The 22,809-nt window shown below is 36.1% G+C and carries 16 protein-coding genes and 5 tRNA genes; 9 read left to right on the forward strand and 12 right to left on the reverse strand.

Annotated features, from left to right (window positions below; all coding sequences use genetic code 11):
- Window positions 1-11: 11 nt before the first annotated feature.
- Both GQR60_RS15600 and GQR60_RS15605 read left to right on the forward strand, forming a co-directional pair.
- Window positions 12-575, forward strand: coding sequence for an RNA polymerase sigma factor (locus tag GQR60_RS15600; RefSeq protein WP_225441434.1), 564 nt, complete (start codon window positions 12-14; stop codon window positions 573-575).
- Window positions 569-2,092 carry an outer membrane beta-barrel protein gene (locus GQR60_RS15605; RefSeq protein WP_124993830.1) on the forward strand — a complete coding sequence of 508 codons (1,524 nt, stop codon included), beginning with the start codon at window positions 569-571 and terminating at the stop codon, window positions 2,090-2,092. The genes GQR60_RS15600 and GQR60_RS15605 overlap by 7 nt, the downstream gene beginning before the upstream one ends.
- Before the next feature lie 58 nt (window positions 2,093-2,150).
- On the opposite strand, the gene GQR60_RS15610 is transcribed toward GQR60_RS15605, so the two are convergent.
- Both GQR60_RS15610 and GQR60_RS15615 read right to left on the reverse strand, forming a co-directional pair.
- Entirely contained in the window at window positions 2,151-3,194 is a 1,044-nt protein-coding gene (locus GQR60_RS15610; RefSeq protein WP_124993831.1) for an agmatine deiminase family protein, read from the reverse strand.
- A gap of 1 nt (window position 3,195) precedes the next feature.
- Window positions 3,196-4,080 carry a carbon-nitrogen hydrolase gene (locus GQR60_RS15615; RefSeq protein ID WP_124993832.1) on the reverse strand — a complete coding sequence of 295 codons (885 nt, stop codon included), beginning with the start codon at window positions 4,078-4,080 and terminating at the stop codon, window positions 3,196-3,198.
- 405 nt (window positions 4,081-4,485) lie between these two features.
- On the opposite strand from GQR60_RS15615, the gene GQR60_RS15620 reads away from it, so the two are divergent.
- Together GQR60_RS15620 and GQR60_RS15625 are read left to right on the forward strand one after the other, a co-directional pair.
- Window positions 4,486-4,737, forward strand: a complete 252-nt coding sequence (locus GQR60_RS15620) for a hypothetical protein (RefSeq protein WP_124993833.1) — start codon at window positions 4,486-4,488, stop codon at window positions 4,735-4,737.
- A 7-nt stretch (window positions 4,738-4,744) separates the two neighbouring features.
- Window positions 4,745-5,059 carry a hypothetical protein gene (locus tag GQR60_RS15625; RefSeq protein WP_124993834.1) on the forward strand — a complete coding sequence of 105 codons (315 nt, stop codon included), beginning with the start codon at window positions 4,745-4,747 and terminating at the stop codon, window positions 5,057-5,059.
- A gap of 236 nt (window positions 5,060-5,295) precedes the next feature.
- On the opposite strand, the gene GQR60_RS15630 is transcribed toward GQR60_RS15625, so the two are convergent.
- Window positions 5,296-6,786 (reverse strand): acyl-CoA dehydrogenase family protein, encoded by a 1,491-nt coding sequence (locus GQR60_RS15630; protein WP_124993835.1) that lies wholly within the window; start codon window positions 6,784-6,786, stop codon window positions 5,296-5,298.
- A 557-nt stretch (window positions 6,787-7,343) separates the two neighbouring features.
- Between GQR60_RS15630 and GQR60_RS15635 the strand changes: the two genes are divergently transcribed.
- Entirely contained in the window at window positions 7,344-8,375 is a 1,032-nt protein-coding gene (locus GQR60_RS15635; protein ID WP_124993836.1) for a sugar kinase, read from the forward strand.
- A gap of 242 nt (window positions 8,376-8,617) precedes the next feature.
- Here the strand turns inward: GQR60_RS15635 and GQR60_RS15640 are convergent.
- The 5 genes from GQR60_RS15640 to GQR60_RS15660 all read right to left on the reverse strand — a co-directional run bounded on the left by GQR60_RS15640 (window position 8,618) and on the right by GQR60_RS15660 (window position 9,399).
- Window positions 8,618-8,691: transfer RNA gene (locus GQR60_RS15640), tRNA-Arg, on the reverse strand.
- A gap of 144 nt (window positions 8,692-8,835) precedes the next feature.
- Window positions 8,836-8,898, reverse strand: a tRNA-Arg gene (locus tag GQR60_RS15645).
- Between the two features lie 88 nt (window positions 8,899-8,986).
- Window positions 8,987-9,064 (reverse strand) — tRNA-OTHER (locus GQR60_RS15650).
- A 92-nt stretch (window positions 9,065-9,156) separates the two neighbouring features.
- Window positions 9,157-9,234, reverse strand: a tRNA-OTHER gene (locus GQR60_RS15655).
- 91 nt (window positions 9,235-9,325) lie between these two features.
- Window positions 9,326-9,399, reverse strand: a tRNA-Arg gene (locus GQR60_RS15660).
- Window positions 9,400-9,655: 256 nt separating this feature from the next.
- On the opposite strand from GQR60_RS15660, the gene GQR60_RS15665 reads away from it, so the two are divergent.
- The gene (locus tag GQR60_RS15665) at window positions 9,656-12,133 is read left to right on the forward strand and encodes an AsmA family protein (RefSeq protein ID WP_124993837.1); all 2,478 of its coding nucleotides are present in this window, start codon (window positions 9,656-9,658) and stop codon (window positions 12,131-12,133) included.
- A gap of 407 nt (window positions 12,134-12,540) precedes the next feature.
- Here GQR60_RS15665 and GQR60_RS15670 read toward each other — a convergent pair whose 3' ends face one another.
- The 3 genes from GQR60_RS15670 to GQR60_RS15680 form a co-directional block, all read right to left on the reverse strand.
- Window positions 12,541-13,716 carry a TolC family protein gene (locus tag GQR60_RS15670; protein WP_124993838.1) on the reverse strand — a complete coding sequence of 392 codons (1,176 nt, stop codon included), beginning with the start codon at window positions 13,714-13,716 and terminating at the stop codon, window positions 12,541-12,543.
- Window positions 13,709-16,801 carry an efflux RND transporter permease subunit gene (locus GQR60_RS15675; RefSeq protein WP_124993839.1) on the reverse strand — a complete coding sequence of 1,031 codons (3,093 nt, stop codon included), beginning with the start codon at window positions 16,799-16,801 and terminating at the stop codon, window positions 13,709-13,711. Before GQR60_RS15675 ends, GQR60_RS15670 begins: the two co-directional genes overlap by 8 nt.
- 79 nt (window positions 16,802-16,880) lie before the next feature.
- Window positions 16,881-18,404 carry an efflux RND transporter periplasmic adaptor subunit gene (locus GQR60_RS15680; RefSeq protein ID WP_124993840.1) on the reverse strand — a complete coding sequence of 508 codons (1,524 nt, stop codon included), beginning with the start codon at window positions 18,402-18,404 and terminating at the stop codon, window positions 16,881-16,883.
- 335 nt (window positions 18,405-18,739) lie between these two features.
- Between GQR60_RS15680 and GQR60_RS15685 the strand changes: the two genes are divergently transcribed.
- On the forward strand, window positions 18,740-19,042 hold the full coding sequence (locus tag GQR60_RS15685; RefSeq protein WP_124993841.1) for a hypothetical protein: 303 nt from the start codon (window positions 18,740-18,742) through the stop codon (window positions 19,040-19,042).
- Between the two features lie 271 nt (window positions 19,043-19,313).
- Window positions 19,314-20,687 (forward strand): MATE family efflux transporter, encoded by a 1,374-nt coding sequence (locus GQR60_RS15690; RefSeq protein WP_124993842.1) that lies wholly within the window; start codon window positions 19,314-19,316, stop codon window positions 20,685-20,687.
- 109 nt (window positions 20,688-20,796) lie between these two features.
- Here GQR60_RS15690 and GQR60_RS15695 read toward each other — a convergent pair whose 3' ends face one another.
- A complete protein-coding gene (locus GQR60_RS15695; RefSeq protein ID WP_124993843.1) occupies window positions 20,797-21,045 on the reverse strand; it encodes a hypothetical protein in 249 nt (82 codons plus the stop codon).
- 879 nt (window positions 21,046-21,924) lie between these two features.
- Here GQR60_RS15695 and GQR60_RS15700 point away from each other — a divergent pair.
- Window positions 21,925-22,695, forward strand: a complete 771-nt coding sequence (locus tag GQR60_RS15700; RefSeq protein WP_124993844.1) for a hypothetical protein — start codon at window positions 21,925-21,927, stop codon at window positions 22,693-22,695.
- Window positions 22,696-22,809: the final 114 nt, after the last annotated feature.

Genomic DNA, 22,809 nt, shown 5'->3' on the forward strand with positions numbered 1-22,809 from the left:
CACGAAAGAAGTTGGAAAACCATCTGTTGGATCAAATCATAAAGGATTGCATTAAGGGAAAATCGAAAGCTCAAGAATTTCTCTATGTAGAATTTGCCTCTAAAATGTTAGGGGTGAGTTTGCGCTATTCCAAAGATTTGGCCGAGGCTGAAGACACTTTGCAGGATGGGTTCATTAAAATTTTCCAGAATATTAAATCTTATCAGTTTAAAGGATCATTTGAAGGGTGGATGAGGAGAATAATAGTGAATACCGCACTCGAAAAATTTCGAAAAGCGAAGAAAATTAAAGTTGTTGAGGAGTTTATTGAGATAGAAGATGATGGTGATGAAAACTATTCAGAATTGGATATTTCTATAGATGTTTTGCTTAAAATGGTGCAGGAATTACCCGATAGGTATCGAATGGTATTTAGCTTATATGTTTTGGATGGATATCCGCACAACGAAATTGCTGAAGTGATGAATATTTCAGTTGGAACGTCAAAATCTAATTTGGCTCGGGGAAGAGCCATTTTAAAACAAAAAGTAAATGATTACTTAAGTGTGAAAGAGAATAATTTGAGAGTATGCTAAAGGACAACAAACATATGGATAGTCTTTTTGCCGATGGATTAAAAAATCTGTCAGTTCCTCCGAACCCTAAAGTGTGGGAAGGAATAAACAGCCAGCTGATGGCAGCAAAGAAGAAGAGGTTGTTCGCTATTTACATGTGGACAGGTGTTGCTGCGTCAATTCTTTTGCTCTTGGTTATAGGCAATCACTATTTTAGTGGGCAGTCAAATTACAACATGCAGTTAAATACTCTTTCTGAAAACAGCGCATCGCATCAAAATGATTCTGTGCGAAACTTCGATCAGCAAATAGACTCCAAAACGAATAGTTCAACTAAAAAGGAATTAACCAATAATGTGAATACTTCAGATGAATTGTATGTGTCTGAAAATAAGCAAGAGGAAATAATGATTGCAGATAAAGTATCTCATAAACCGAATTTAGGGGATGCAAACTCACCGGAAATATTTAACAATGGAAATACAAGCAGTCTGCTTAGTAAGTTTCCAGATTCTAATGGTACGGAAATTAGAGCATCGAAATTAAACACCGCATTTCTATCAAACAAAAAAGATTTGGCCTTTTTGGATAGCGAATTTGTGAATGGATTGATGAATCGAAAAACGAAGGAAAAGCTTTCGAATTTCGAGTACGATCTTCCTTCTCAGTTAGTTCCAAATACGAGTCAGTTAGCCAAGCAACAGGATTTAGTGCTTTTAGCGGATGAAATACAAATTCAAAAAAATATTTTGGCAATTGAGCAATTGGGGCACGATAAAAATAAAGAAAACAGATGGTCAATAATAGGTCAGGTTTCGTCTAGTTATTCTTCTTATTCGGGCGATAGTAAAGGTGGTAATGCAGGTTCTGGAATTTGGAGTGTTGGAGGAGGAGCTAAGGTAAATTATGCCATGAATGAGAAATTGGCTGTGCAAACCGGAATAGTTTACAACCGCTTTGGTCAGGATATGAGTGCTCGCGGTGGAAGCCGGGATGGCCTTATGTATGCCGATCCGATTTTTGGATCTGATGAAAATTTTGTGAATAATGAGGTTGTATTAACACGAACTTATCCGGAACATACAGCAGCAGGACCAATAAAATTAAGTGGTGGTAGCAATTTACCTATGACTGCAGCATCTGGCGATAAAATTTCAAGTTCTTATTCTCCATCTTCTTCGGAAGATTTAATTCAAAGCTTTAAGTCGATCGAAATACCTCTTTTAATGCGTTACAATCTTATTCAGAAGAGAGTAGGAATGTTCGTTTCGGGTGGATTAAGTGCCAATATGATTGTTGGAAATGGTGTGTACGACCAATCACAGGGAAATAAAAAGATAGGAGAAATTGATGGCATTCGTACAACAAACTTCAGTTCTCAGTTTAGTTTTGGTTTGGAATACAGGCTGAACTCAAAACTTCAGATTGGTTTAGAACCTTCGGTAAAATATTATCTAAACTCTATTAGCACAAGTAATCAGTACGATTACAAGCCATATTCAATTGGCATCTTCACTGGTATTCGTTACGATTTTTAAAGTGAAACAAAAACCACTGGAAATTCCAGTGGTTTATAGTTTATTTTTGCAAAGTGGTTTATTCAGGAATTTGCTGACTCAAGCAATGTAAAGTTCCAAAACCCCAAATTAGATCAATAGCGCTGATGCCTATTATTTCTCTATCGGGAAAACAATCAGCTATAATCTGCAATGCAATTCGATCTTTACTGTCGTTGAATGTAGGAACAAGAACGCAACGGTTTAAAATTAAAAAGTTAGCATAACTTGCAGGGATTCTAATTCCATCGAATTCTAATTTGCCAGGCATTGGCAATTCCACAATATTGGGTTGTGTACCATCTTCCAGTCTGGCATTTTTTAATCGGGTAAGGTTATCCTGCAAAGGCAGATAATTTGCATCCTCTTTGTCCGACTCAACCACTGTAATAATGGTATTCTGGTTAACGAAACGGCACAAATCATCGATATGTCCATGTGTATCGTCTCCGCCAATTCCATTTCCCAACCAAATGGTGTTTGTGATTCCTAAATATTCTTTAAAAACAGCTTCGTAATCTGATTTGATAAAGCCAGGGTTGCGAACCTGAATTTCAGGGTCGAGCAAACATTCCTCAGAAGTTAAAAGCGTTCCTTTGCCATTGGTGTCAATAGCTCCACCTTCCAAAACTACAGGTTTGCCTTTATACATAGCCTGTGTTACAGGAAGTTTAAGAAAGGAAGCCAATTTTTCAGGGACAGGTTTGTCCAACTGGAAATTTTTATATTTCGCCCAGCCATTAAAATTGAAGTTTAATGCTTCACGTGAATCGGTTCCATTTTTTATAATAATAGGTCCGGAATCGCGCATCCAACTCCGATTTGTTTTGTGCAGCACATAATCGATGTTGGCAAGATTTACATGAGCCGTTGTAAGCATCCCGCTTACTTTTTGTTTTATTTTTTCATTGGCCACTACAAGCACAACTTGCTCAATGCCGGCAACTTTCTTAATAAACTCTATAAATACCCACTGTATGGCCTGATATTTTCCAGGCCAATCGTTCCCGTTGTGCGGGAAACAAAGAATAATTCCTTGTTGTTTTTCCCATTCAGCTGGGAATCTTCTGTTTTGTGCACTCATATTAATCAATTGCTCTTTTGGTAATTTCTCCGAATGCATCAATTCTTCTGTCTCTGAAAAAAGGCCAGTTTTGGCGAACATTCTCTTGTAAATCCAAGTCGACTTCAGCAATTAATATTTCTTCTTTATCGTGAGAAGCCTGAGCTAATATTTCACCTTGCGGACCGGCTATAAATGAACCTCCCCAGAAAATAATCCCATTTGTGTCAGGAACATATTTTTCTAATCCTATTCGGTTTGCTGCAGCAACATAAATTCCATTTGCAACAGCATGACCTTTCATTACATTCATCCATGCGCCGTGTTGTTTTTCTCCAAACTCTTCAACTTCGTGCGGAGCCCAACCAATTGCAGTAGGATAAAATAAGATTTCAGCTCCCTTTAGTGCAGTTAATCTTGCAGCTTCGGGATACCATTGATCCCAGCAAATTAAGGTTCCTATTTTGCCCTTACTGGTATTTATGCTTTTAAAGCCTAAATCTCCCGGAGTAAAGTAGAATTTTTCGTAGAAATGGGGATCATCCGGAATGTGCATTTTTCGGTACAAGCCAGCTTCAGATCCATCGGTATCAATAATGTAAGCACTGTTGTGATAGATGCCTGGCATTCTTTTTTCAAAAAACGGGACAATGATCACTACACCCAGCTCTTTTGCCAAAGCACTAAAAGCTGTAAATGAGGTACTGTACAAAGGTTCTGCTAAGGCAAAATTGTCAACATCTTCGCTTTGGCAAAAATAATGACTGCTGTATAATTCTGGTAATGATATTACCTCTGCTCCTTGTTTTGCAGCCTCTCTCACCCAGCTTAAACATTTTTTTAGGTTGTTTTCCGGTATGTCATTTAGGTTAAGCTGAATAACCGATACTTTATATTTTCTTTTCATCGTCTTTACTATTTCGGCATAAAAATAGTTCTTTTTATAAAGGACAGGATAAAAAGGCGGCAAAAATTTAAAATTTCGCATTGTAAATAAAAAGTGAAGTGAAGAAAAATTCAGATTCTTACCAGCACTTAAAGAATCAGCAAAGAGAAGCTAACTTAAGTCTGTTTGGATTCTATTGTTACTTTAAATATGTGCTCATTACATCATTTACTGATATAGTATAAGACTTTAGTACTTTGACCGCTCATTAATTGGCATTCGAATTGTTTCTTAATTATTGAAAATAATTCGGATTCTCTGAAAGTCTTAATTTTATTGGGGTTGAAAAGAGTTGTGAATATGTTTTCCCTACATAAATGTAGGATATGGCTCGGGAATGTTAACAAAAATGTAAAATCAAACCATATGTCGATAGGAAATGCAATAAAATTCATGAAAAACGTGGATCTAGATTCCAGTTTTCGGAAATCGCTTTACAAATTAAATGGAATTATGGAATTTAGAAAGTTTCAGATTGCAGAGGATTTGGAGTTTTCGGATGCCGAATTTGAAGATGCTTTTAATCATTTGCATTCTGAATGCCAGTTTGCCGAGCAGGCCGACAAATTTTTTCATGTAAAACATCTATTTGAATTAATCATTTGTGACACGAAATAATATGTTTATGAGTACTATATACCGGGAATTAACAAAAATAAAAGAGTTGATTGAAGAGCTGGGATTTACAATCTCTTATCCTTATGATGATTTGTTGTTTGTAGACAGCAATGCTTTCTTGATTCAGTTTGACGATACGAATTTAAATTCTTTTTTTCTGCACTTTAATGATTGTTTGTCACAGGAAGTTCAGACTGAGTTAAAGGATAGAATTACGAGTTCTTCCACTGAAAAGGGCTTGAAAATTAATCCGAAAGGGCAGTTTCAGTTAATGCAAAAAGAAGGGAGCGACAACGAAGTAGAATTAAAATTTATTCCCTGATTCTTAAATAAACCTTACTCATCTTTGTTACTCGATTTTGTAGTATTCTTCTCAATTCGCTAGAGGAGCTATTGTTTGTATGCTGCAAAAAGTCCCCTAGGGGATTTAGGGGTGAAAAATAAATGCGACATTATTATTCTCCGACTTACCAGAAGATAGTTGTCTGTTGTTTAAAAATATAAATGGCCATCTGTTGCAGATGACCATTGTTTGTTATTGCACAAATAGATATTGAATTAAGAGAATTCCAACCATGAACTTCCGTCTTGATATTCATCAACACTTGTAATTTTACAGCTGTTGTGGTAAGAATAGATTAGATTACTGATGTCTTGCTGAAGAGAAGACAAACAGTTTTCAATTAAATCTTTTCGGAATCCTTTTTCAGCAAGGTCAATTACTAATCCTGCTGATACAATTCTACCTATGGCTCTTCCCAGATCAACTAATTTACGTTGAGGTAAATCGGTGTTTAAAGAAAAATCAGTTTGCTTTTTAAAGAATTCGGATGCTTTAGTTGTTAAATCGAAATTTTTCAGAAATTGAAACAAGTTGAATTCTTTTTTCTTTTTCATTAGTTTGATTACCATTTCTGAAATTTGAGTATAGAGCATTTCATTTGCTCCTTCAAAAATTTGAAACGGGCGGCTATCCACAATTCCTCTGCCTCCAATGTGACTAAGTCGATAGCCTTTTGCGCCAGATAACTGAACCAGTGTTTGGGCAGATTCCTGCATTAAATCAGTTACGATCGTTTTTACACTATTGGCCTCAATTCCATCTGCAGAAAGATCATTTTCGATGCTGCTTTTTGTGCTGCTTCTGGAACAAAACGCCGAGCATATTGTGAAAGCGCTCTGAATTTTAGAGATTTGAAATTGGACTTGATCGTAAGAAATTAAACTTTTGCCGCCAACGATTCTATTTTTACATTGATTCAAAGCTTCATCCATCAGTCTTTTAATAAAACCAAGTCCCATACCCGGAAATTGCATTCTACTTCGGTGCAAAATATCAAGCATCATTTTAATTCCAGTTGTTTCAGGATTTAATTTGAAGTTTTTTGGAATTTGTAAATCGAGCTTATTTTTGCCGTAAGGAATCATATACAAACCAAGATTGTCATAGTATTCTTCAACAACGACTTGTTGGTTTTTTTGAGTTACATCGCAAATGAAAAAATCAATATCTCTGCCAAGTTGTCCATCCTGTTTTTGATGACGGGATGTAATTAGCCAATAATCGGCTAAACCGGTTAGTCCCTGCCAATGTTTCGTTCCTTTAATATGAAAACAATCGTCTTTCTCTGTGAATGAAGTTTGCATATTTAAAGCACCACTTCCATGATCAGGTTCAGTAATCATTAAGCCGCCCATATTTTGTTTGGTAAGGAAGCGTTGAAAAATATCTTTTTTTACGATCTCATTTGCATATTTGGCCACAGGTTCAAGAAAGAGACCTATATTAATTCCAAAGGTTAGCGATAAAGGAAGAGATTCATATGCGGCAGAGGCTAATATGCCGAGACATTCTTTTACTTTAATGCCTCTACCTCCATAATTTTCAGGAATTGCAACGGAAAGTGGGTTTCCTGACATAACTTCTCTCATTACCAAAGGAGGCAAACCTCTTTGTGAACTAAATTTGTTAATGTCATCTCGTTCGTGAAAAACAGATTTAAGAGTCTTTTCAAAAGCCTGTATGTATTCAGAAAAATTTGTACTCATGTTTTTTGTTTGGTTAATTTATTCTACTTCAAAAGGAAGTAGGTTATTTGGTTTAAATCCACAATTTGCTTGCTGTAATAGTTGTCGCTTATTTTAATTGGGATTTAGACGGAATAAAAATAAGCTAAATAAATGAATTTAAAGACTCACATGTCTTTTAATTTCGTTTTTCTAAATTGAAAAGGCAGTATTTAGGAGGAATATGTCAGTCTTTATTTCTGCAGGAGTTATTTTTTCACAGGTATTTATTAAGAGAATAATTTTAGCTATTGCTATATAATTGTGTTTTTTTAGTATATTCGTTCCGTTAGCGAACACGGACTAACTTATTCTTTTTGTTTTTTTAAATTAAACGAGAATATTCCGTGGTTTAAAGCTTATTGTATGTTGTGTTGTATGTATTTGTTTTCAAAATTTAATTACAGCTGATTTTGGTTTTTTTGACTCTGGCCGTTAACGCACACAGGATCTAGTATTTTTCGAATAATTTCTCACAAGATGAAAAAAAAGAGGTGTTTGTCTTGAGTTTTAGATTTAAATGATAGTAGGAATTAGCAATGAATAAAAAAGTAATCACTTTCGGAGAAATTATGTTGCGACTGGCAACACCTGGCTACAAACGATTTTCACAAACCAACATTTTTGCTGCCACTTTTGGTGGAGGAGAGGTGAATGTTTCTGTATCATTGGCAAATTATGGGATTCGTACTTCTTATATTACTCGTTTACCGGATAATGATATTGGTAAATTATGCAAAGAAACACTGAATGAGCTTGGTGTAAATACGCACCAAATTGTTTTTGGTGGTGAACGGTTGGGAATTTATTTTTTGGAGACAGGAGCAGTTGCCCGAGGCTCAAAAGTAGTTTATGATCGGGCTTGTTCTGCATTTACTGGATTTAAAAAAGGCATGATCGATTGGGATGAGGTATTTCGAGATGCAGGTAGGTTTCATTGGACGGGGATCACGCCTGCCATTTCTCATGGTGCCACTGAGGTATTAGAGGAAGCATTGGTGAAGGCGAACGAAATGGGAATAAGTGTATCTTGTGATGTAAATTACCGCAGCAAGCTTTGGAAGGAAGACAATAAGGTGGAAGAAGTAATGCCTGCCTTAATTGCTAAAACAAATGTGCTGATAGGAAATGAGTTTGATGCAGGTAAAGTTTTGGGTATTCAAACCAATTTACCCGCCGATGCTGAGTATTCGAATGAAACTTTTGGTACTGTATCCAAACTTTTGATGGAAAAGTATCCAAGGCTTGAAAAAATTATAACCACACGAAGAGGAACCATTAGTGCTAATCACAATAGTTGGATTGGGATTATGTTCGATGGAAACCAAGTGTTGAAATCTTCAACTTATCAAATGACTCATATTGTCGATCGTGTAGGTGGAGGGGATGCTTTAATGGCTGGATTGATTTATGGTTTTCTTACTTATCCCAACAATCCTCAAAAAATAATTGATTTTGCTGTTGCATCCTCATTTTTGAAACATACGATTTCAGGTGATTCTAATGATGTTAGCGTAGAAGAAGTGGAACAGTTGATGAAAGGGGACTTGGGCGGTAAAATTGATTGGTAGTAAAATCTTCTAAAAATACACTATTGTTTCCAAACATATTGATCTTAAATCAGTAGGGGGCAATCATTCTTATTAAAACAAAAAACTCATCAAGAAATTGGTGAGTTTCCTGTGAACGCGGAGGGATATTCCCTGCCCTTCGTGATGAACTTGTTACGAACCCTAATTGGGTTCTCATCCCTGAATGTGTTTTGAATTTGAAGTATAAAAAAACTCACCAATTTATTTGATGAGTTATTCTGTGAACGCGGAGGGATTCGAACCCCCAACCTCTACGGCCGTAACGTAGTGCACTATCCAGTTATGCTACGCATCCTTTTTTGCTTTTTAAGGCGGTGCAAATATAGGTATTTTTCTGTTAATACTGCAAGCCTTTGTTTGAATAATACGAAAAAAATATTTTTGTTTAAATAAATAAGCAAATAAAAAAACTCACCAATTTATTGATGAGTTTTTGTGAACGCGGAGGGATTCGAACCCCCAACCTCTACGGCCGTAACGTAGTGCACTATCCAGTTATGCTTTATTTTTAGCGAGACATTTTTGTGGAGAGTAAATATAAAAGCGGTGTTAATACAAAAAAACTCACCAATTTCTTGATGAGTTTTCTGTGAACGCGGAGGGATTCGAACCCCCAACCTCTACGGCCGTAACCCAGAAATAGTTATGCACTATCCAGTTATGCTTTCTTTTTTATTTTTAGCGAGATATTTTTGTGGAGAGTAAAAATAAAAGCGGTGTTAATACAAAAAAACTCACCAATTTCTTGATGAGTTTTCTGTGAACGCGGAGGGATTCGAACCCCCAACCTCTACGGCCGTAACCCAGAAATAGTTATGCACTATCCAGTTATGCTTTCTTTTTTATTTTTAGCGAGATATTTTTGTGGAGAGTAAATATAAAAGCGGTGTTAATACAAAAAAACTCACCAATTTCTTGATGAGTTTTCGTGAACGCGGAGGGATTCGAACCCCCAACCTCTACGGCCGTAACGTAGTGCACTATCCAGTTATGCTACGCATCCATGATTACCTCGGTAATGCGGTGCAAATATAGATAAATTTTACATTTTGGGTCTATAAATAGGAGTCTTTTTTTAATAAAAATGAAACTTCAGAAAGAAGCTGGTATTAAAAAACTCTAAATCTTTTAGTTAGGATTTTAGTTGCGGTTTAAAAAAACTAAATTTACGTTATTCATGATTATTTTTTCATTGAATCGAGTATAATCCTTCAGGTTTTGTACTTTTGTTATGTAAAACCATATAAATAAATGATATAATGAAGAAGTTTCTAAAGTTTTTTGGAGGATTTGTAGTCTTGCTTTTAGCGCTGCTAATCATTTTACCCTTTTTCTTTAAAGATAAGATAATGGAGCGGGTAAAAACCGAAATTAATAATACGATAGATGCTAAGGTAGAAATAGGAGATTTGTCCTTATCGATGTTTAAAAAATTTCCAAACCTCTATGTTGAGCTTGAGAATGTAACTGTTGTTGGTAAAAATGAATTTTCAAATGACACTTTGGCTTCAGTTGGTAGTTTATATACTGCAGTTGATTTGGGTTCAGCGTTGTCCGGTACTCAAATAAAAGTTGGGGCAATTGTGCTGGCCAACGCAAAAGTAAATGCTGTTGTTTTGGAATCGGGTAAAGCAAATTGGGATATTGTAAAGGAATCTGATGAGGCAGTGGTGGAAGAGGAGACTGGCGAGGTTTCCGATTTTAAAGTGATTTTTGAAGAAGTGCGTATTGAAGATTTCTTTTTGCGTTATGCGGATGCATCCATAAAAACTGTTCTTGTTGTAGATGATTTGGATTTGACGTTAAATGGTGATTTTACAGTGAAATCGACGAATTTGAATGTAAAATCGCAAATTACAGGAATTGATTTGGATTACGATGGCGTAAAATATTTGAAAAAGGCGAGTGTAACGCTTGATGCGGTTATTGGAGCTGATCTTCAGAATATGATATTCACATTTAAAGAGAATAAACTAACCTTAAATGAACTAGTGTTCGGTATAGATGGAAATGTTGGAATGTTAGAGGATGGTTATAGTCTGGATCTGAAAATGAATGCTCAGGAGGCAGATTTTAAAACCTTGCTTTCAATGGTTCCTGATGTATTCAAAGCCGATCTTAAAGGATTGGAGACTAACGGAACTCTGGCATTAACAGCTTTCGTAAAAGGGGATTATAAAGAAGATTATATGCCGTCATTTGGTGCTAAACTAGCAGTTGATAAGGCTACTCTAAAATATCCTGATCTCAAAGAATCGATTAACAATATTACCATAAATGCAGAAGTAAAACATCCGGGAGGAGATCTGGATTTATTGACAGCTGATGTAAATTCATTTCATTTTGAGGTTGCCAACAATCCATTCGATGCAGAAATCCATGTAAAAAATCCAATATCCGATCCTTACATGAATGGTTTATTCAAAGGAGTGATTGATTTTGCCAAAATTCGCCATGCAATCCCAATGGATAGCATTAAAATTACAGGCATCGTAACTTCTGATGTTAGTTTTAGCGGAAAGATGTCTGCTATAGAAAAGGAGGAATATGAAAAAATTACGACCAAAGGGGATGTGAAATTGAAAAACTTCGAATTCTTAACTCCTGATTTTCCGCAGGGAATTAAGATCATAAGTTCTGTTCTGAATTTTACGCCAAAATACATCAGCCTGACTTCTTTTAACTCCAAAATTGGATTTTCGGATATTCAGTTAACTGGAAAAATAGAGGACTATATCCCTTACGTTTTAAAAGATAAAGTTTTAAAAGGAAACTTCATTTTGAGTTCAAATTTATTTGATATAAATGAATTTATGACTGAGGAAGAGGATGCAAAAGCAGTTTCGGATACAATTCCATTAAGCGTGATTGAAATTCCGGCTAATTTAGACTTAAAATTGGTTTCTTCGATGAAACTGATACGGTTCGATAAAATGAATATCGAAAATATGAAGGGACTAATTGTTGTTAAAAATGCTAAAGCACAGTTAACTGACTTATCCATGGATATGTTAAAAGGCTCGATGACAATGAATGGTTCCTACAATACTAAGAATATTCAGAAACCAGCCATTGATTTTGGTTTGGATGTGAAGGATTTTGATATCAATTCAGCATACGGATCATTAAGCATGATTAAAAAGATGCTCCCAATTGCTATGAATTGTTCCGGTAAGATGTCATCCGATTTAAAGATTACATCTTTGCTTGATCAGGAAATGAATCCGGTAATGAATACATTGAATGGAAATGGAGCAATTCATTCCAAAATGATTGTGATAAAAGATAATAAAGCTTTCGACGCCTTAGCTGCAGCATTAAAAAATGACAAATACAAACGGATTTCGATAACTCAATTCGATATGAATTTTGTAATTACTGATGGAAACGTGGAGGTAAAGCCGTTTGAAGCTAAAGTTGCAGGACATCCGGCACAAATTTACGGAACTCAGTCTGTTGATGGAAAATTGAATTTTACCATGGATATGAAATTGCCAAAAGATGAGTTGGGCAAAGAGGTAAATCAGTATTTCGATAAATTACCTGGTTTCGATGAAGTTAAAGAGCTTGATGTTGCTGTGAAGATTACTGGTACGGTTGATAATCCAAATGTGAAGCTTGATTTAAGTAAAGCAATTAAGCAGGCTCAGCAGGCCGTGGCCAAAGAGTTGGAACGACGGGCCAAGAAAGAATTGGAAAAGAAAGGGAAGGATTTACTGAAGAAATTATTTAAGTAGATTAAGAATTTCTGAAAAAAGAATATGTGAAGGAGGGATCTGATATTCCTCCTTTTTATGATGTTTTTAAGAGATTTGTATTCAAACAAACAAGAGTTTTCTCATGAAAAAAGGGATGGCAACCACTCCATCCCTTCTCTAATTCACTTTATAACCTGAATTTTCAATTGAGAATTCAACTTAAATATAGGAATAAATTTTTTATTGTCAAGTAATTGATAAATATATTGATAATTTACGATGAAAAATACTAATTATTGGACAACAAAAAAGGATGGTAACCACCCCATCCTTTTTTAATCTATTCACTTTAAACCTTAAAAACGGAAACCGTTTTGCTACTTCTACGCTAAGGGTTTCAAAAAAGTTATACGAAAAGTGATATTTTTAATGGATCTACATAAGTATTAAAGTAGATATCTTAGTATCTTAGCCTTGTTGATGTTGTATTCATGTTCAATTTCAAGATAAGTATCGAAACTTTCGTAGTAGTAAATGCTCTCCATAAGATACTCAATTCCAGATATTTCGCCGAAATCAAGAGCCTTGCGCAAAAGAGAATCATATTTCTTTTCCGCAAATACATTTTGATAATCGGAAAGACTGGATTTTAGACTGAAAAAAGTTTGAAAAAGTTTCTCATATTCATTTTCTTTCTCCGTTTTCTCGAAGGACAGCTCTTCTTTTCGGAACAGTTCCATTAGTTTTGCCTGCTTTACTTTGTTTTTATTTTCCCACAAAGGAATGCTGATTCCGAGTTTCATACCGTTGGCTTCTTTCATCAAATCTGAACCTAAATAGCGATATCCGATTGATATCTTAGGAAGAGAATTTGTTTTTACCAAAGAAGTTTCTTTCGAAGCCATCTGTTCATTTGCTCTTAGTTGGTTTAAGTAAGGATCGGTGGTTACAGCATTTGCAAGTAGAAGTTTAGTGTCCTCGTCCATACTCACAACAGGATACTCAAGGTCATTTAAATTCAGTTCCAAACCTCCATTCTGCTTTTGTAAATCTTTTTTTAGATTGGATATTTTGTTTCGAACCAGTTGCAGCTGATTTTTTGTGTTAAGAGCCAGCATTCTAATTTTATTAACCTCTAGAATATTGGCATCTCCTTCTTGTAACCTCTTCTCAAAAAAGCGTGTTAATTTTTCAGCATTATCCAATCTTGTACTCAACTCTATATTTTGTTTGTTTCGGTAAATAAGCTCAAAACAAATCAATTCTGTTTCCAGTAAAATGTCTTGTCTTACTTTTGCCTGTATATTTTTCAGATTGGTTATTTTCTCATCCCTAAGCTGATTTTTGTAGATATAGCTGGTTGGAAAATCAAAACTCTGACTTACCAAAATTTCGTAGGGTTTGCCTTCCTGCGAAGAAAAACTTTTTTCCCATTCCAATTCAGGATTGGCCAAATTATTTTGAGACCGTATTCCTAATTTTTGTGCTTCCAAATATTGCTGATGTGCTTGAAGTTTTGGATTGTTTTTTTCAACTTCCTGCAAAATTCTCTGAACAGAGGATTGAGCCATTGCCTGAAAGCTCAATCCTGTTATGACGATGATTAATAATTTTCTAAGCATTTCCTTTGTTTTTAGTGTTCAGTAAGAGATACACGATTGGAATAATATAAATATTCAGTAGGGTAGAACTCAATAGTCCACCCAGAATAACAACTGCCATCGGACTTTGAATTTCATTTCCCGGCTGATCACCAGCTATTGCCATTGGAATTAAAGCCAGTGCTGCTGTCAATGCTGTCATTAAAATAGGACTCAATCGGTGAACAGATCCCTGAACGATAATATCCTTAATTTCCAGTCCCTTTTTCTTCATGCTCTGGTAGTTAGAGATAAGTAAAATACCATTTCGTGTAGCAATACCAAACAGAGTGATGAATCCAATTATTGCTGGAATACTAAGCATTCCAGAGGTGAAATAAATTGTAAAAACACCTCCAATAAGCGCCAAGGGTAAATTCAATAAAATGATACCCGCCAGTTGAGTACTTCTAAATTCCTGAAATAGCAGAAGGAAAATAATCAGAAAACTGAACATTGATGCGATCATTAAAACCCGGGAAGCTTTGGCTTCACTTTCAAACTGTCCGCCGTACTCAATTCTATAACTTTCAGGTGATTTTATGTCTTGTTCAACTTTGTTCTGAATATCAGTAACAACACTGCGAAGATCACGATCGGCAACATTGGCAGAAACAACCAGCTTGCGTTGAACATTTTCGCGGTGAATGGTATTTGGACCCGATAGCGATTGAATTTCGGCTACATAACTAAAAGGGATTTTCTTTCCATCCCATGTATCAATCAAGGCATTTTGAATGGCATCATAACTACCACGGTTTTCTTCGTTGTACTTTACCACCAAATCGAAAGCCCTGATTCCTTCAAACACATCCGAAACTTTCGATCCGGCAAATGCTACATGAATAAATTCAGAGAATTGAGCAATTGAAATTCCATATTTAGCCAGCATATCGCGTTTTGGCAAAATTCGGATTTGCGGAATTTCTACTTGCTGTTCTACATTCACATCCACAACACCTGCTATTGGAGAGATTGATGCTTTGATATCATTTGCCAGCTTGAACATTAAATTTAAATCATCACCAAAAATCTTGATCGCAATATTGGCTTTAGTGCCGGAAAGTATATGATCTATTCTGTGTCCTAAGGGTTGTCCTATGGCGAAATTAACGCCTGAGATATGACTCAATTTTTCACGGACTTCCAGAAGGAATTCAGATTTGGTTCTTTCTGTCAATGTAAAAGGCACTTCAATTTCAGAAGTATTGACACCAAACGAATGTTCATCCAACTCAGATCGGCCTGTTCGTCGGGCTGTTAAACTGATTTCAGGAATTGTTCTTAAGGCATCTTCGGCCAAAACTTTAATCTTGTTCGATTCTTCCAAAGAAATTCCCGGTTTGGTGATCGCTGTAATGGTTAGAGAGCCTTCGTTGAATTCAGGAAGGAAATTTCTGCCTAATCCCGAAAGGATAAAAATGGAAACAACAAACAGGAGGGCAGCACTTCCCAATATCCATTTTTTATATTGCAAGGCTTTCCCGAGAGAATGGCCATACCATTTGTTTAAATGAGCAACCAACCAGCTTTCTTTGTTCTTTCTGTCGAGCATTTTATTGCTGGTGAGCATGAAGCTGCACAAAACAGGAGTGAGAGTAAGCGCAACAACCAATGAAGCAAAAAGAGAAACGATAAACGCAATGCCAAGTGGCTGAAGCATTCGGCCTTCCATACCACTTAGGAAAAATAAAGGCAAAAAAGCAGCAATAATAATAAAGGTTGCATTGATAATGGATGAACGAATTTCGCAGGATGCAGAGTAAACGATTTTAATTGGTTTTTTTCTCTGTTCCTTTGGTAAAAGATGATTTTGCCTGAGTCGTTTGTAAACATTTTCCACATCAATAATTGCATCATCAACCAAATCACCAACAGCAATGGCCATACCACCTAAAGTCATGGTGTTTATGGTAATGCCCAGAAATTTGAGGGTGATCATGGTTACCAAAAGCGAAATCGGAATGGCCAAAAGCGAAATTACAGTGGTTCTGTAGTTCATCAGAAATACCAATAAAATCACGATTACAAAAATGGAACCTTCCATCAGTGCTTTTTTTACATTTCCGATGGAAGAATTGATGAAATCTGCCTGACGGAAAATGTGCGTATTTACCGTAACTCCTTCGGGCAGTGATTTTGATAATTCTGCAATAGACTGATCCAATTTTTCGGTCAGCTTTAGTGTATTGATGCCTGGTTGCTTTTTTACAGTTAGCAAGACTGCCTGCTCACTGTTAATGGTTCCCAAACCAATTTTTGGCGCAGCGGCAGCCTTAACTTCAGCAATATCACTAATTCGAACAGGAATATTGTTGTACATTTTCACAACAGAGTTCCCAAGTTCTTTAAAATCTGATGTGCGGGCAATTCCTCTAATGTTATAATGGTTTCCGTATTCGTTGATAAATCCACCGGCAGAATTCTGGTTGGTAGAGCGGGCTGCCTTCATTAATTCATCAATACTAACTTTGTAATACCTCATTTTTTGAGGATTGGCCAAGATCTGATATTGTTTGAATTCGCCGCCGATTACAACAACCTGTGCAACCCCGTTAATCGCCAGCAAATGCGGACGAATGGTCCAGTCAGCCAAAGTTCTTAGTTCCATTGGAGAAATGCTGTCCGATTGCAGTCCAATCATTAAGACTTCTCCCATAATTGATGATTGAGGAGCCAAACTAGGATTTCCAGCTCCTTCGGGCAAGCTTTCGGAAACTGCTAACAGCTTCTCGCTCACAATTTGCCGGGCTTTGTAAATGTCGGTTCCCCATTCGAATTCGATCCATACGATGGAGAATCCTGCTGATGATGAGGAACGTAAGCGTCTGACATTAGTAGCTCCGTTAACAGCAGTTTCAATAGGGAAGGTGACCAGTTTTTCAACTTCTTCGGGAGCCATTCCATGAGCTTCTGTCATAACTACCACGGTTGGGGCAGTCAGATCGGGAAACACATCCACATCCATGTTTGCTGTTGTATAACCACCACCTAAAATTAGGAGGATGGATACAAACAGCACAAGAATACGATTGTGTAATGCATATTGTATGATTTTATTTAACACGATAGTTTATTTTAAATTTTTTGTATCAGTTTTAGTTAAGCCTGCTTTCTTGTTCATTCCTAAACACTTGCATCAAAATTTAATGCTCGTGCGTGTGTGCGGGCAATGCACCTGCCATTGAGGCAAGTTTTACAAAATAAGCACCCTTGCTTACAACACGCTCGCCGGCTTTAAGTCCTGAAGTAATTTCTACTTCCTGACCGTTACTAATACCAATAGTTACAAATCGTTTTTCGAAGCTTTCGCCGGATAATTGCACAAACACATATTTTAGTCCCTGATCTTCCAGAACAGCTGACTTTTCGATATGAAGAACATTTGATGATCTTTCTGATTTCAGATAAACTTCAACAAACGATCCGGCGTATAAATCCGAAGTCAAATCCAGTTCAAAATACAGAGGTGTTGTATAATCATCTTCGTGTATGTCTTTACCGTAGGCGATTAATCTTCCGTTCAGCTTTTCTGTATCGAATATTTGTTCGTTATACGGTAATTTAAAGTTTGCTGATTTAATGTGTTTCAATTGCTGAAGGTGTTTCTGATACACATCTGCTTTTAGTAATAATTTAGATCCCTGATCAATTTTAGCCAATACATCTCCTTTTTCAACATACTGTCCTTCGTTCACATAAACATCACAAATAAATCCGCTGACAGGCGAAGCAATTAAAAAACCATTCGAATTGTAATCTTTATTGATGCTCTCGTAATTTACGCTTGCATTCTCGAAATTGCTTTTTGCTTCCACAAAATCTTTTTCGGATATAATTTGATCTTCGTGTAGTGTTTTAGCTCTTTCGAAAGATGATTTTGCCTTTTCCAGATTGGTTTTTGCCTCGGTAAATTGAGTGGAAATATTATTACCGGCCAAACCGTTTCCCGAAAGATTGAATATCGGATCGTTCTTTTTAATGGTTTTGCCGGGAACAAGATCCTGCGATTGAAAATGAACGATACCACTGCTTTTGGCTACAATTTGCTTTTCCATATTAACAGATGGAAGTAAAATTCCGGTTGTTTTAATGATTTGCTGAAAAGGACTCAATTTAGCTTCAGAAGTCGCAAAATCGATTTTCCAGGCTTGCTCTTTCAGAAAATTTATTCCTTCGGCGGTTTCAGGTGTTTCTGCCAATTCTGCCTCTTCGTGATCTTTATAAACATGAATATTTTTAGCTGAGAATTGTTCTTTCCCATATTTCGATTCAATATCAAATACGAGAGTGTAGACTCCTGCTTCTTTTGCCTGTACATTTGGAGTAAATATCCCTTCTCTCGCCGGTGCTTCTACTGTTTGACGAACTACTTTTCCCTCTTTTATCAAGCTAACGGTTAACTTTCCTTCTGTGTATGGTTTGTAGCTTTCCAAATTGGTGAAGTGAGTTAAAAATTGACTTGTATGTCCCAACATTAAAGTAGGAAACTCTACAAATAGTTCCGTTTTATCATTAAATAAGGTCAGGCTTTCTGTGGCATGATCTTCGTGAGCTTCCGTTTCAGCAGAATGATTGTGACCTTCGTGATCGGTATTTGAACTTTCTGAAGAATGACATGCGCTTAATAGCATTGATAAGCAAAAGCTTATCCAGATATATTGTTTCATTGTATTTGTATTTTGTATGATACCAAATTCACCTTAAAATAAGTCGATAGAATGCCGTCCCGAATGCATTGGGATTGCACAGATAGAAATTATTTTAAAAAAGAATCGGTTTTACAGCATAAAACAAGTGTTTGTAACATTGGTCTTATTGCAGATTTGTGAGTTTTTTATACCGTTAATTATTGGGTATATCGATTATCTCAATAGAGTTCAGTCCATTGGATAGTCTGCCTGCTGATAATTTGGAACTATCAGTATGCTTAAACTAAAATTGAATTTGGAGGGCCTCTTCTGTGAGGGGAAAACCGGAGTGGTTCCGGAATAAGTTTGTAGTTATGAACCCGGAATTTTTTAACTTTCCGTATGTCTTCCGAATCAAGTCGGATCGCATCTGCCTTAAGGAAGATTTGATATTTGATTTCTTGCTGAACTCTATTATGAGTCAGAATGCAGCAAGATTCACTGTTTTTTTCGTTTTGATGGTTCCAGTTCGTTTCACCATGATTGTGATGATTGCAGGTATTGCATTTCACATGTTGATGAAAGTGAATAATCGAAATTTGTTGATCTTCGGTGGTGTTATGATTGTGGTTGTGAGGAATTACATCATGCGCAAGCAATACCAACATTGGTATTAGCATGAGCAGACATAACATTTGTTTCTTGAAATTCCTCATTTTCGACAAATATGCAACAAATATAGATGTTCGCTGATTGATATCCAATACCTGATTGTTGGGATTACAATATTAATGAACAAAAACAGCTTGTTGTATGATTGGGGAAATTGTATTTCCTCAATTGGAATTGGAGCATTCAATTGTGATGTTTACATTTGTCGGCTCTAAGACAGATGTCCTTCCCCAAATAGAATATCCAACTTATTTTTAGTATCACATTTTAATTAGCATGAACAGAATTTCGAAAGCCTTTTCCTTACGAGCCTATTTACCTCATTACGGTCCAATTGTAAAACTTGGATTGCCGGTAGTTTTAGCGCAATTGGGACAAATCACCGTGGGATTGGTTGACAACATGATGATTGGCCATTTGGGAACTCACGAACTTGCGGCAGCTTCTTTTGCCAATACAATTTTCTGGCTGGTGATTATTTTCGGTACCGGATTTTCATATTCAATTACTCCTTTGGTAGGCGAGGCCAGAGGCGATTTCAAGAAATTGAAAATTGGATCGTGGTTTAAAAACGGAATGCTGGCAATGATATTGATGGGCATATTACTTACCGTGGTAATTTTATTGCTTAGCCTTTTAATGGGAAAAATGGGACAGCCATCGGAAATTATTACTGATGCGAAAAGTTATTTGTGGATTTTAGCTGCCAGTATATTGCCCATGATGATTTTTATGGGATACAAACAATTTGGCGAAGGACTTGCCAATACTAAAGTAGCTATGAATATCATGCTGCTTGCCAATTTGGTGAATATAGCTGCAAACTATATTTTGATTAACGGGAAATGTGGTTTTCCGGCAATGGGTTTAAACGGAGCAGGTTATGGAACCTTAATTGCCCGTGGTTTTATGGCAATTGCTTTTTTCTGGGTTTTTCGGACTGGAAGATTTTTTAAGCCATATCGGGAAATGATCAGGAAATCAGTTTATTGTTTGAAAGATTTTTGGCGGATTTGGCAATTGGGATTACCCATTGGTTCGCAGCTGGTAATGGAAGCTTCGGCATTTATGCTGAGTACCATAATGATGGGGTGGATTAGTGTGGAAGGGTTGGCAGCACATCAAATTGTATTGAGTTTATCTACGGTTAGTTTTATGATTTATCAGGGAATTGCGGCAAGCACAACCATTCGGATTTCGTCTTTACTGGGTGAGAAACGTATCCGCGAAATGAAGAATTCCGGTTGGGCTGCAGTTCATTTGGTGTTGGGTATAGTTGTTTTTATGTGCATACTTTTTGTAAGCCTGAGGCATATTTTGCCCACATGGTTTACGCAGGAACCGGCAGTTATTCAATTAACAGCTCAGTTTCTGATTGTAATGGTAATCTATCAGTTTTTTGATGCTCTTCAGATTGTATTTGGAAGTATTTTAAGAGGAATGTCGGATGTGAACATACCTACATTGCTCACCTTTGTTGCCTACTTTCTGGTTTCGTTACCTACCGGATATTTATGTGCTTTTGTTTTCGGTATGAATGAAGTGGGAATTTGGTGGGGATTACCAGCAGGATTAGGAGCAGCCTCTTTTCTGTTTATGCTTCGGTTTAGAAGTCTTTCCAATAAACTTTTGCAGGCAGGAAAAAAGTAATTTCTGTTTGTAATAAAAAAAGCCATAGAGAAAAACTCCATGGCTGATTTTTATTTTGTTTGTGTCCTGCTGTATTCTTTTGAGCAGGTAGAGTACATTCCTATTTTGCTTATTCAGCAGCAACTTCTTTAACATCAACTTCCTCTGCAGTGGTTACATCTTCTGTTGCTGTAGTATCTTTTGCACATTCAGTTTTAGCTGAACAACATTTAGAAGAATCTTTTTCAAGTTCTGCAGAAGCTTCTGTTTTTTCTTTTGAACAACATGCTTTTTCTTCAGAAGCAGCAGCTTTAGTTTTGTTTCCACAAGAAGTAAATACGAATCCGCAGATGGCAATAGCAAATAATAATTTTTTCATAATAATTAATTTATAGTGGTTTAATTGATGCTAAAAATACGTTTTTTTATCCTGAAATGAAAGTGAATATATCTTTTCTTATTTATTTTAACACGTGTTTTTGTTGAAGCGTAATATGTTGTATGGCAGTCTTTTAGGTGGGGATGTTAAATTTATTTAAGCGAAAATTCTTTGCTTAAATTTGTATTTGTTTTTCCATCTTCCTCCAAAAGAGGATAGATAAAAAAGTTAACCAAACCATTCTTGTCGTTTTCCAGTTCCAGATCTCTTCCCAGGGTAAATTCAACTGAATGTTTTGCAGGTTTTTGTTATATGTAAAATTAATGTTAAAATATTTGATGAATTATATGGAATAAACTAATTTAGGTATACTTTAAATGGGTCTATTCCTATTTGCTGATTGTTTTGTCGTTCTTTTTGTCTGATGTCACTTTTAATAACTGATATATAGTTAGTTGCTGTGCTGGTTTCATTAGGGATTTTGTCGGTTAGATAAGTGTTTCCGGCTTTGTGATTGAGAAATTAGTCTCTTTCACTGCCATTGTTACTAAAAGGAGTTTAAATGTTGGTTAAAGTACTTTATATGTTAGTTAAGGGACTGTTAATGTAACTTAGGAGATTCGGATTGTTGGCAGAGGGACTTGTAATGTAGGTCGTGGGAATTGAAATGTAACTCAAGGGACTTGTAATGTAGTTAAAGGGAGTGAAAATAAGTTTTAAGTTATTGAATTGAAAAGGTGAAATTTTGTGGGTCTGTTATTTGTTTTGAGTGTATAGCTTTAAAATAAATATGAAGTGTGCTTGGGGAGTTTGTTAGTTGAAATTTGGAACAAATTATTTTAAAATCAACATAGTATTAATCAAACTAATTATTTACACATGGGTTTATATTATAAATTCAGACAAGAAGAACTACCAGTAGTGGGAGAGATTCTATTGCAATTATTTTTGCGTGACCGTGAAAAGTTCTCAAACTTTTCGCCGGAATTTAATGATGAGTTTGTTACTGATTTTCAGAATAGAATTCATCGGGTGGCCGATCTTACTCAGTCGAAAACACAAACCGCTGAGATTAAAAAAATTACTTCTGATTTGTATAGTGGTCTTGATGCAATTCTTCATAAGTTGGAATTGATTGCAGCTTATACTCAACGGGCAAACAAATTAATGCTTGTTAAAGCCTCCGATTTTGGAGTGAAAGAAGCGAAGAAAATGATCCGGATAAGGAATGTTGAAGGCTATTGTGCAAAAGCGAAAATAATTCAACAAAATATTGCTAAAAATCTTGAAGTATTAAAAGAAAAAGGGTACAAGGATAGTTTGGGTACTGAGTTGGAGCAGATGACTCAAAAAGTGTATGATTTAAATTTATTACAGGAACAAAAAACCAGTGAACGCAAGCAATTGGTTGTTGATAACAATGCCGAACTTAATCTTTTTTGGAAGCAGTTAAGCGATATCTCGAAAACTGGAAAAATGCTCATGAAAGAGGATGAATCGAAAGCCGCAGACTACATGTTTAGCTGCTTAATTCATAAGGTTCGTAAAATAAATACCAAAATTGAATCGAAAAAAAAGGTGACATCTACAGCACCAGTTGGTGAGATTCCTGTTTCAAAAGAAACTGTGCCTGAGGGAGAAGAGTCGTAATTATTGTGAAATAATAGAATGCCTCCTTCGGGAGGTTTTTCTTATAAAGCAAAAAAATAAGTGTAGGTCCGATTTCTCTGGGCTTACACTTATTATATAGGAATGATTCTTTTG

Origin of the sequence: Labilibaculum euxinicum (assembly GCF_009795715.1) — a bacterium.
Lineage (GTDB): Bacteria > Bacteroidota > Bacteroidia > Bacteroidales > Marinifilaceae > Labilibaculum > Labilibaculum euxinus.

Bases quoted from the DNA above. Each gene is read 5' to 3' on its own strand.
- GQR60_RS15605 (WP_124993830.1), top strand. From the start codon at position 569: ATGCTAAAGGACAACAAACATATGGATAGTCTTTTTGCCGATGGATTA.
- GQR60_RS15610 (WP_124993831.1), bottom strand. From the start codon at position 3,194: ATGAGTGCACAAAACAGAAGATTCCCAGCTGAATGGGAAAAACAACAA.
- GQR60_RS15615 (WP_124993832.1), bottom strand. From the start codon at position 4,080: ATGAAAAGAAAATATAAAGTATCGGTTATTCAGCTTAACCTAAATGAC.
- GQR60_RS15620 (WP_124993833.1), top strand. From the start codon at position 4,486: ATGTCGATAGGAAATGCAATAAAATTCATGAAAAACGTGGATCTAGAT.
- GQR60_RS15625 (WP_124993834.1), top strand. From the start codon at position 4,745: ATGAGTACTATATACCGGGAATTAACAAAAATAAAAGAGTTGATTGAA.
- GQR60_RS15630 (WP_124993835.1), bottom strand. From the start codon at position 6,786: ATGAGTACAAATTTTTCTGAATACATACAGGCTTTTGAAAAGACTCTT.
- GQR60_RS15635 (WP_124993836.1), top strand. From the start codon at position 7,344: ATGAATAAAAAAGTAATCACTTTCGGAGAAATTATGTTGCGACTGGCA.
- GQR60_RS15665 (WP_124993837.1), top strand. From the start codon at position 9,656: ATGAAGAAGTTTCTAAAGTTTTTTGGAGGATTTGTAGTCTTGCTTTTA.
- GQR60_RS15670 (WP_124993838.1), bottom strand. From the start codon at position 13,716: ATGCTTAGAAAATTATTAATCATCGTCATAACAGGATTGAGCTTTCAG.
- GQR60_RS15680 (WP_124993840.1), bottom strand. From the start codon at position 18,404: ATGAAACAATATATCTGGATAAGCTTTTGCTTATCAATGCTATTAAGC.
- GQR60_RS15685 (WP_124993841.1), top strand. From the start codon at position 18,740: ATGAACCCGGAATTTTTTAACTTTCCGTATGTCTTCCGAATCAAGTCG.
- GQR60_RS15690 (WP_124993842.1), top strand. From the start codon at position 19,314: ATGAACAGAATTTCGAAAGCCTTTTCCTTACGAGCCTATTTACCTCAT.
- GQR60_RS15695 (WP_124993843.1), bottom strand. From the start codon at position 21,045: ATGAAAAAATTATTATTTGCTATTGCCATCTGCGGATTCGTATTTACT.
- GQR60_RS15700 (WP_124993844.1), top strand. From the start codon at position 21,925: ATGGGTTTATATTATAAATTCAGACAAGAAGAACTACCAGTAGTGGGA.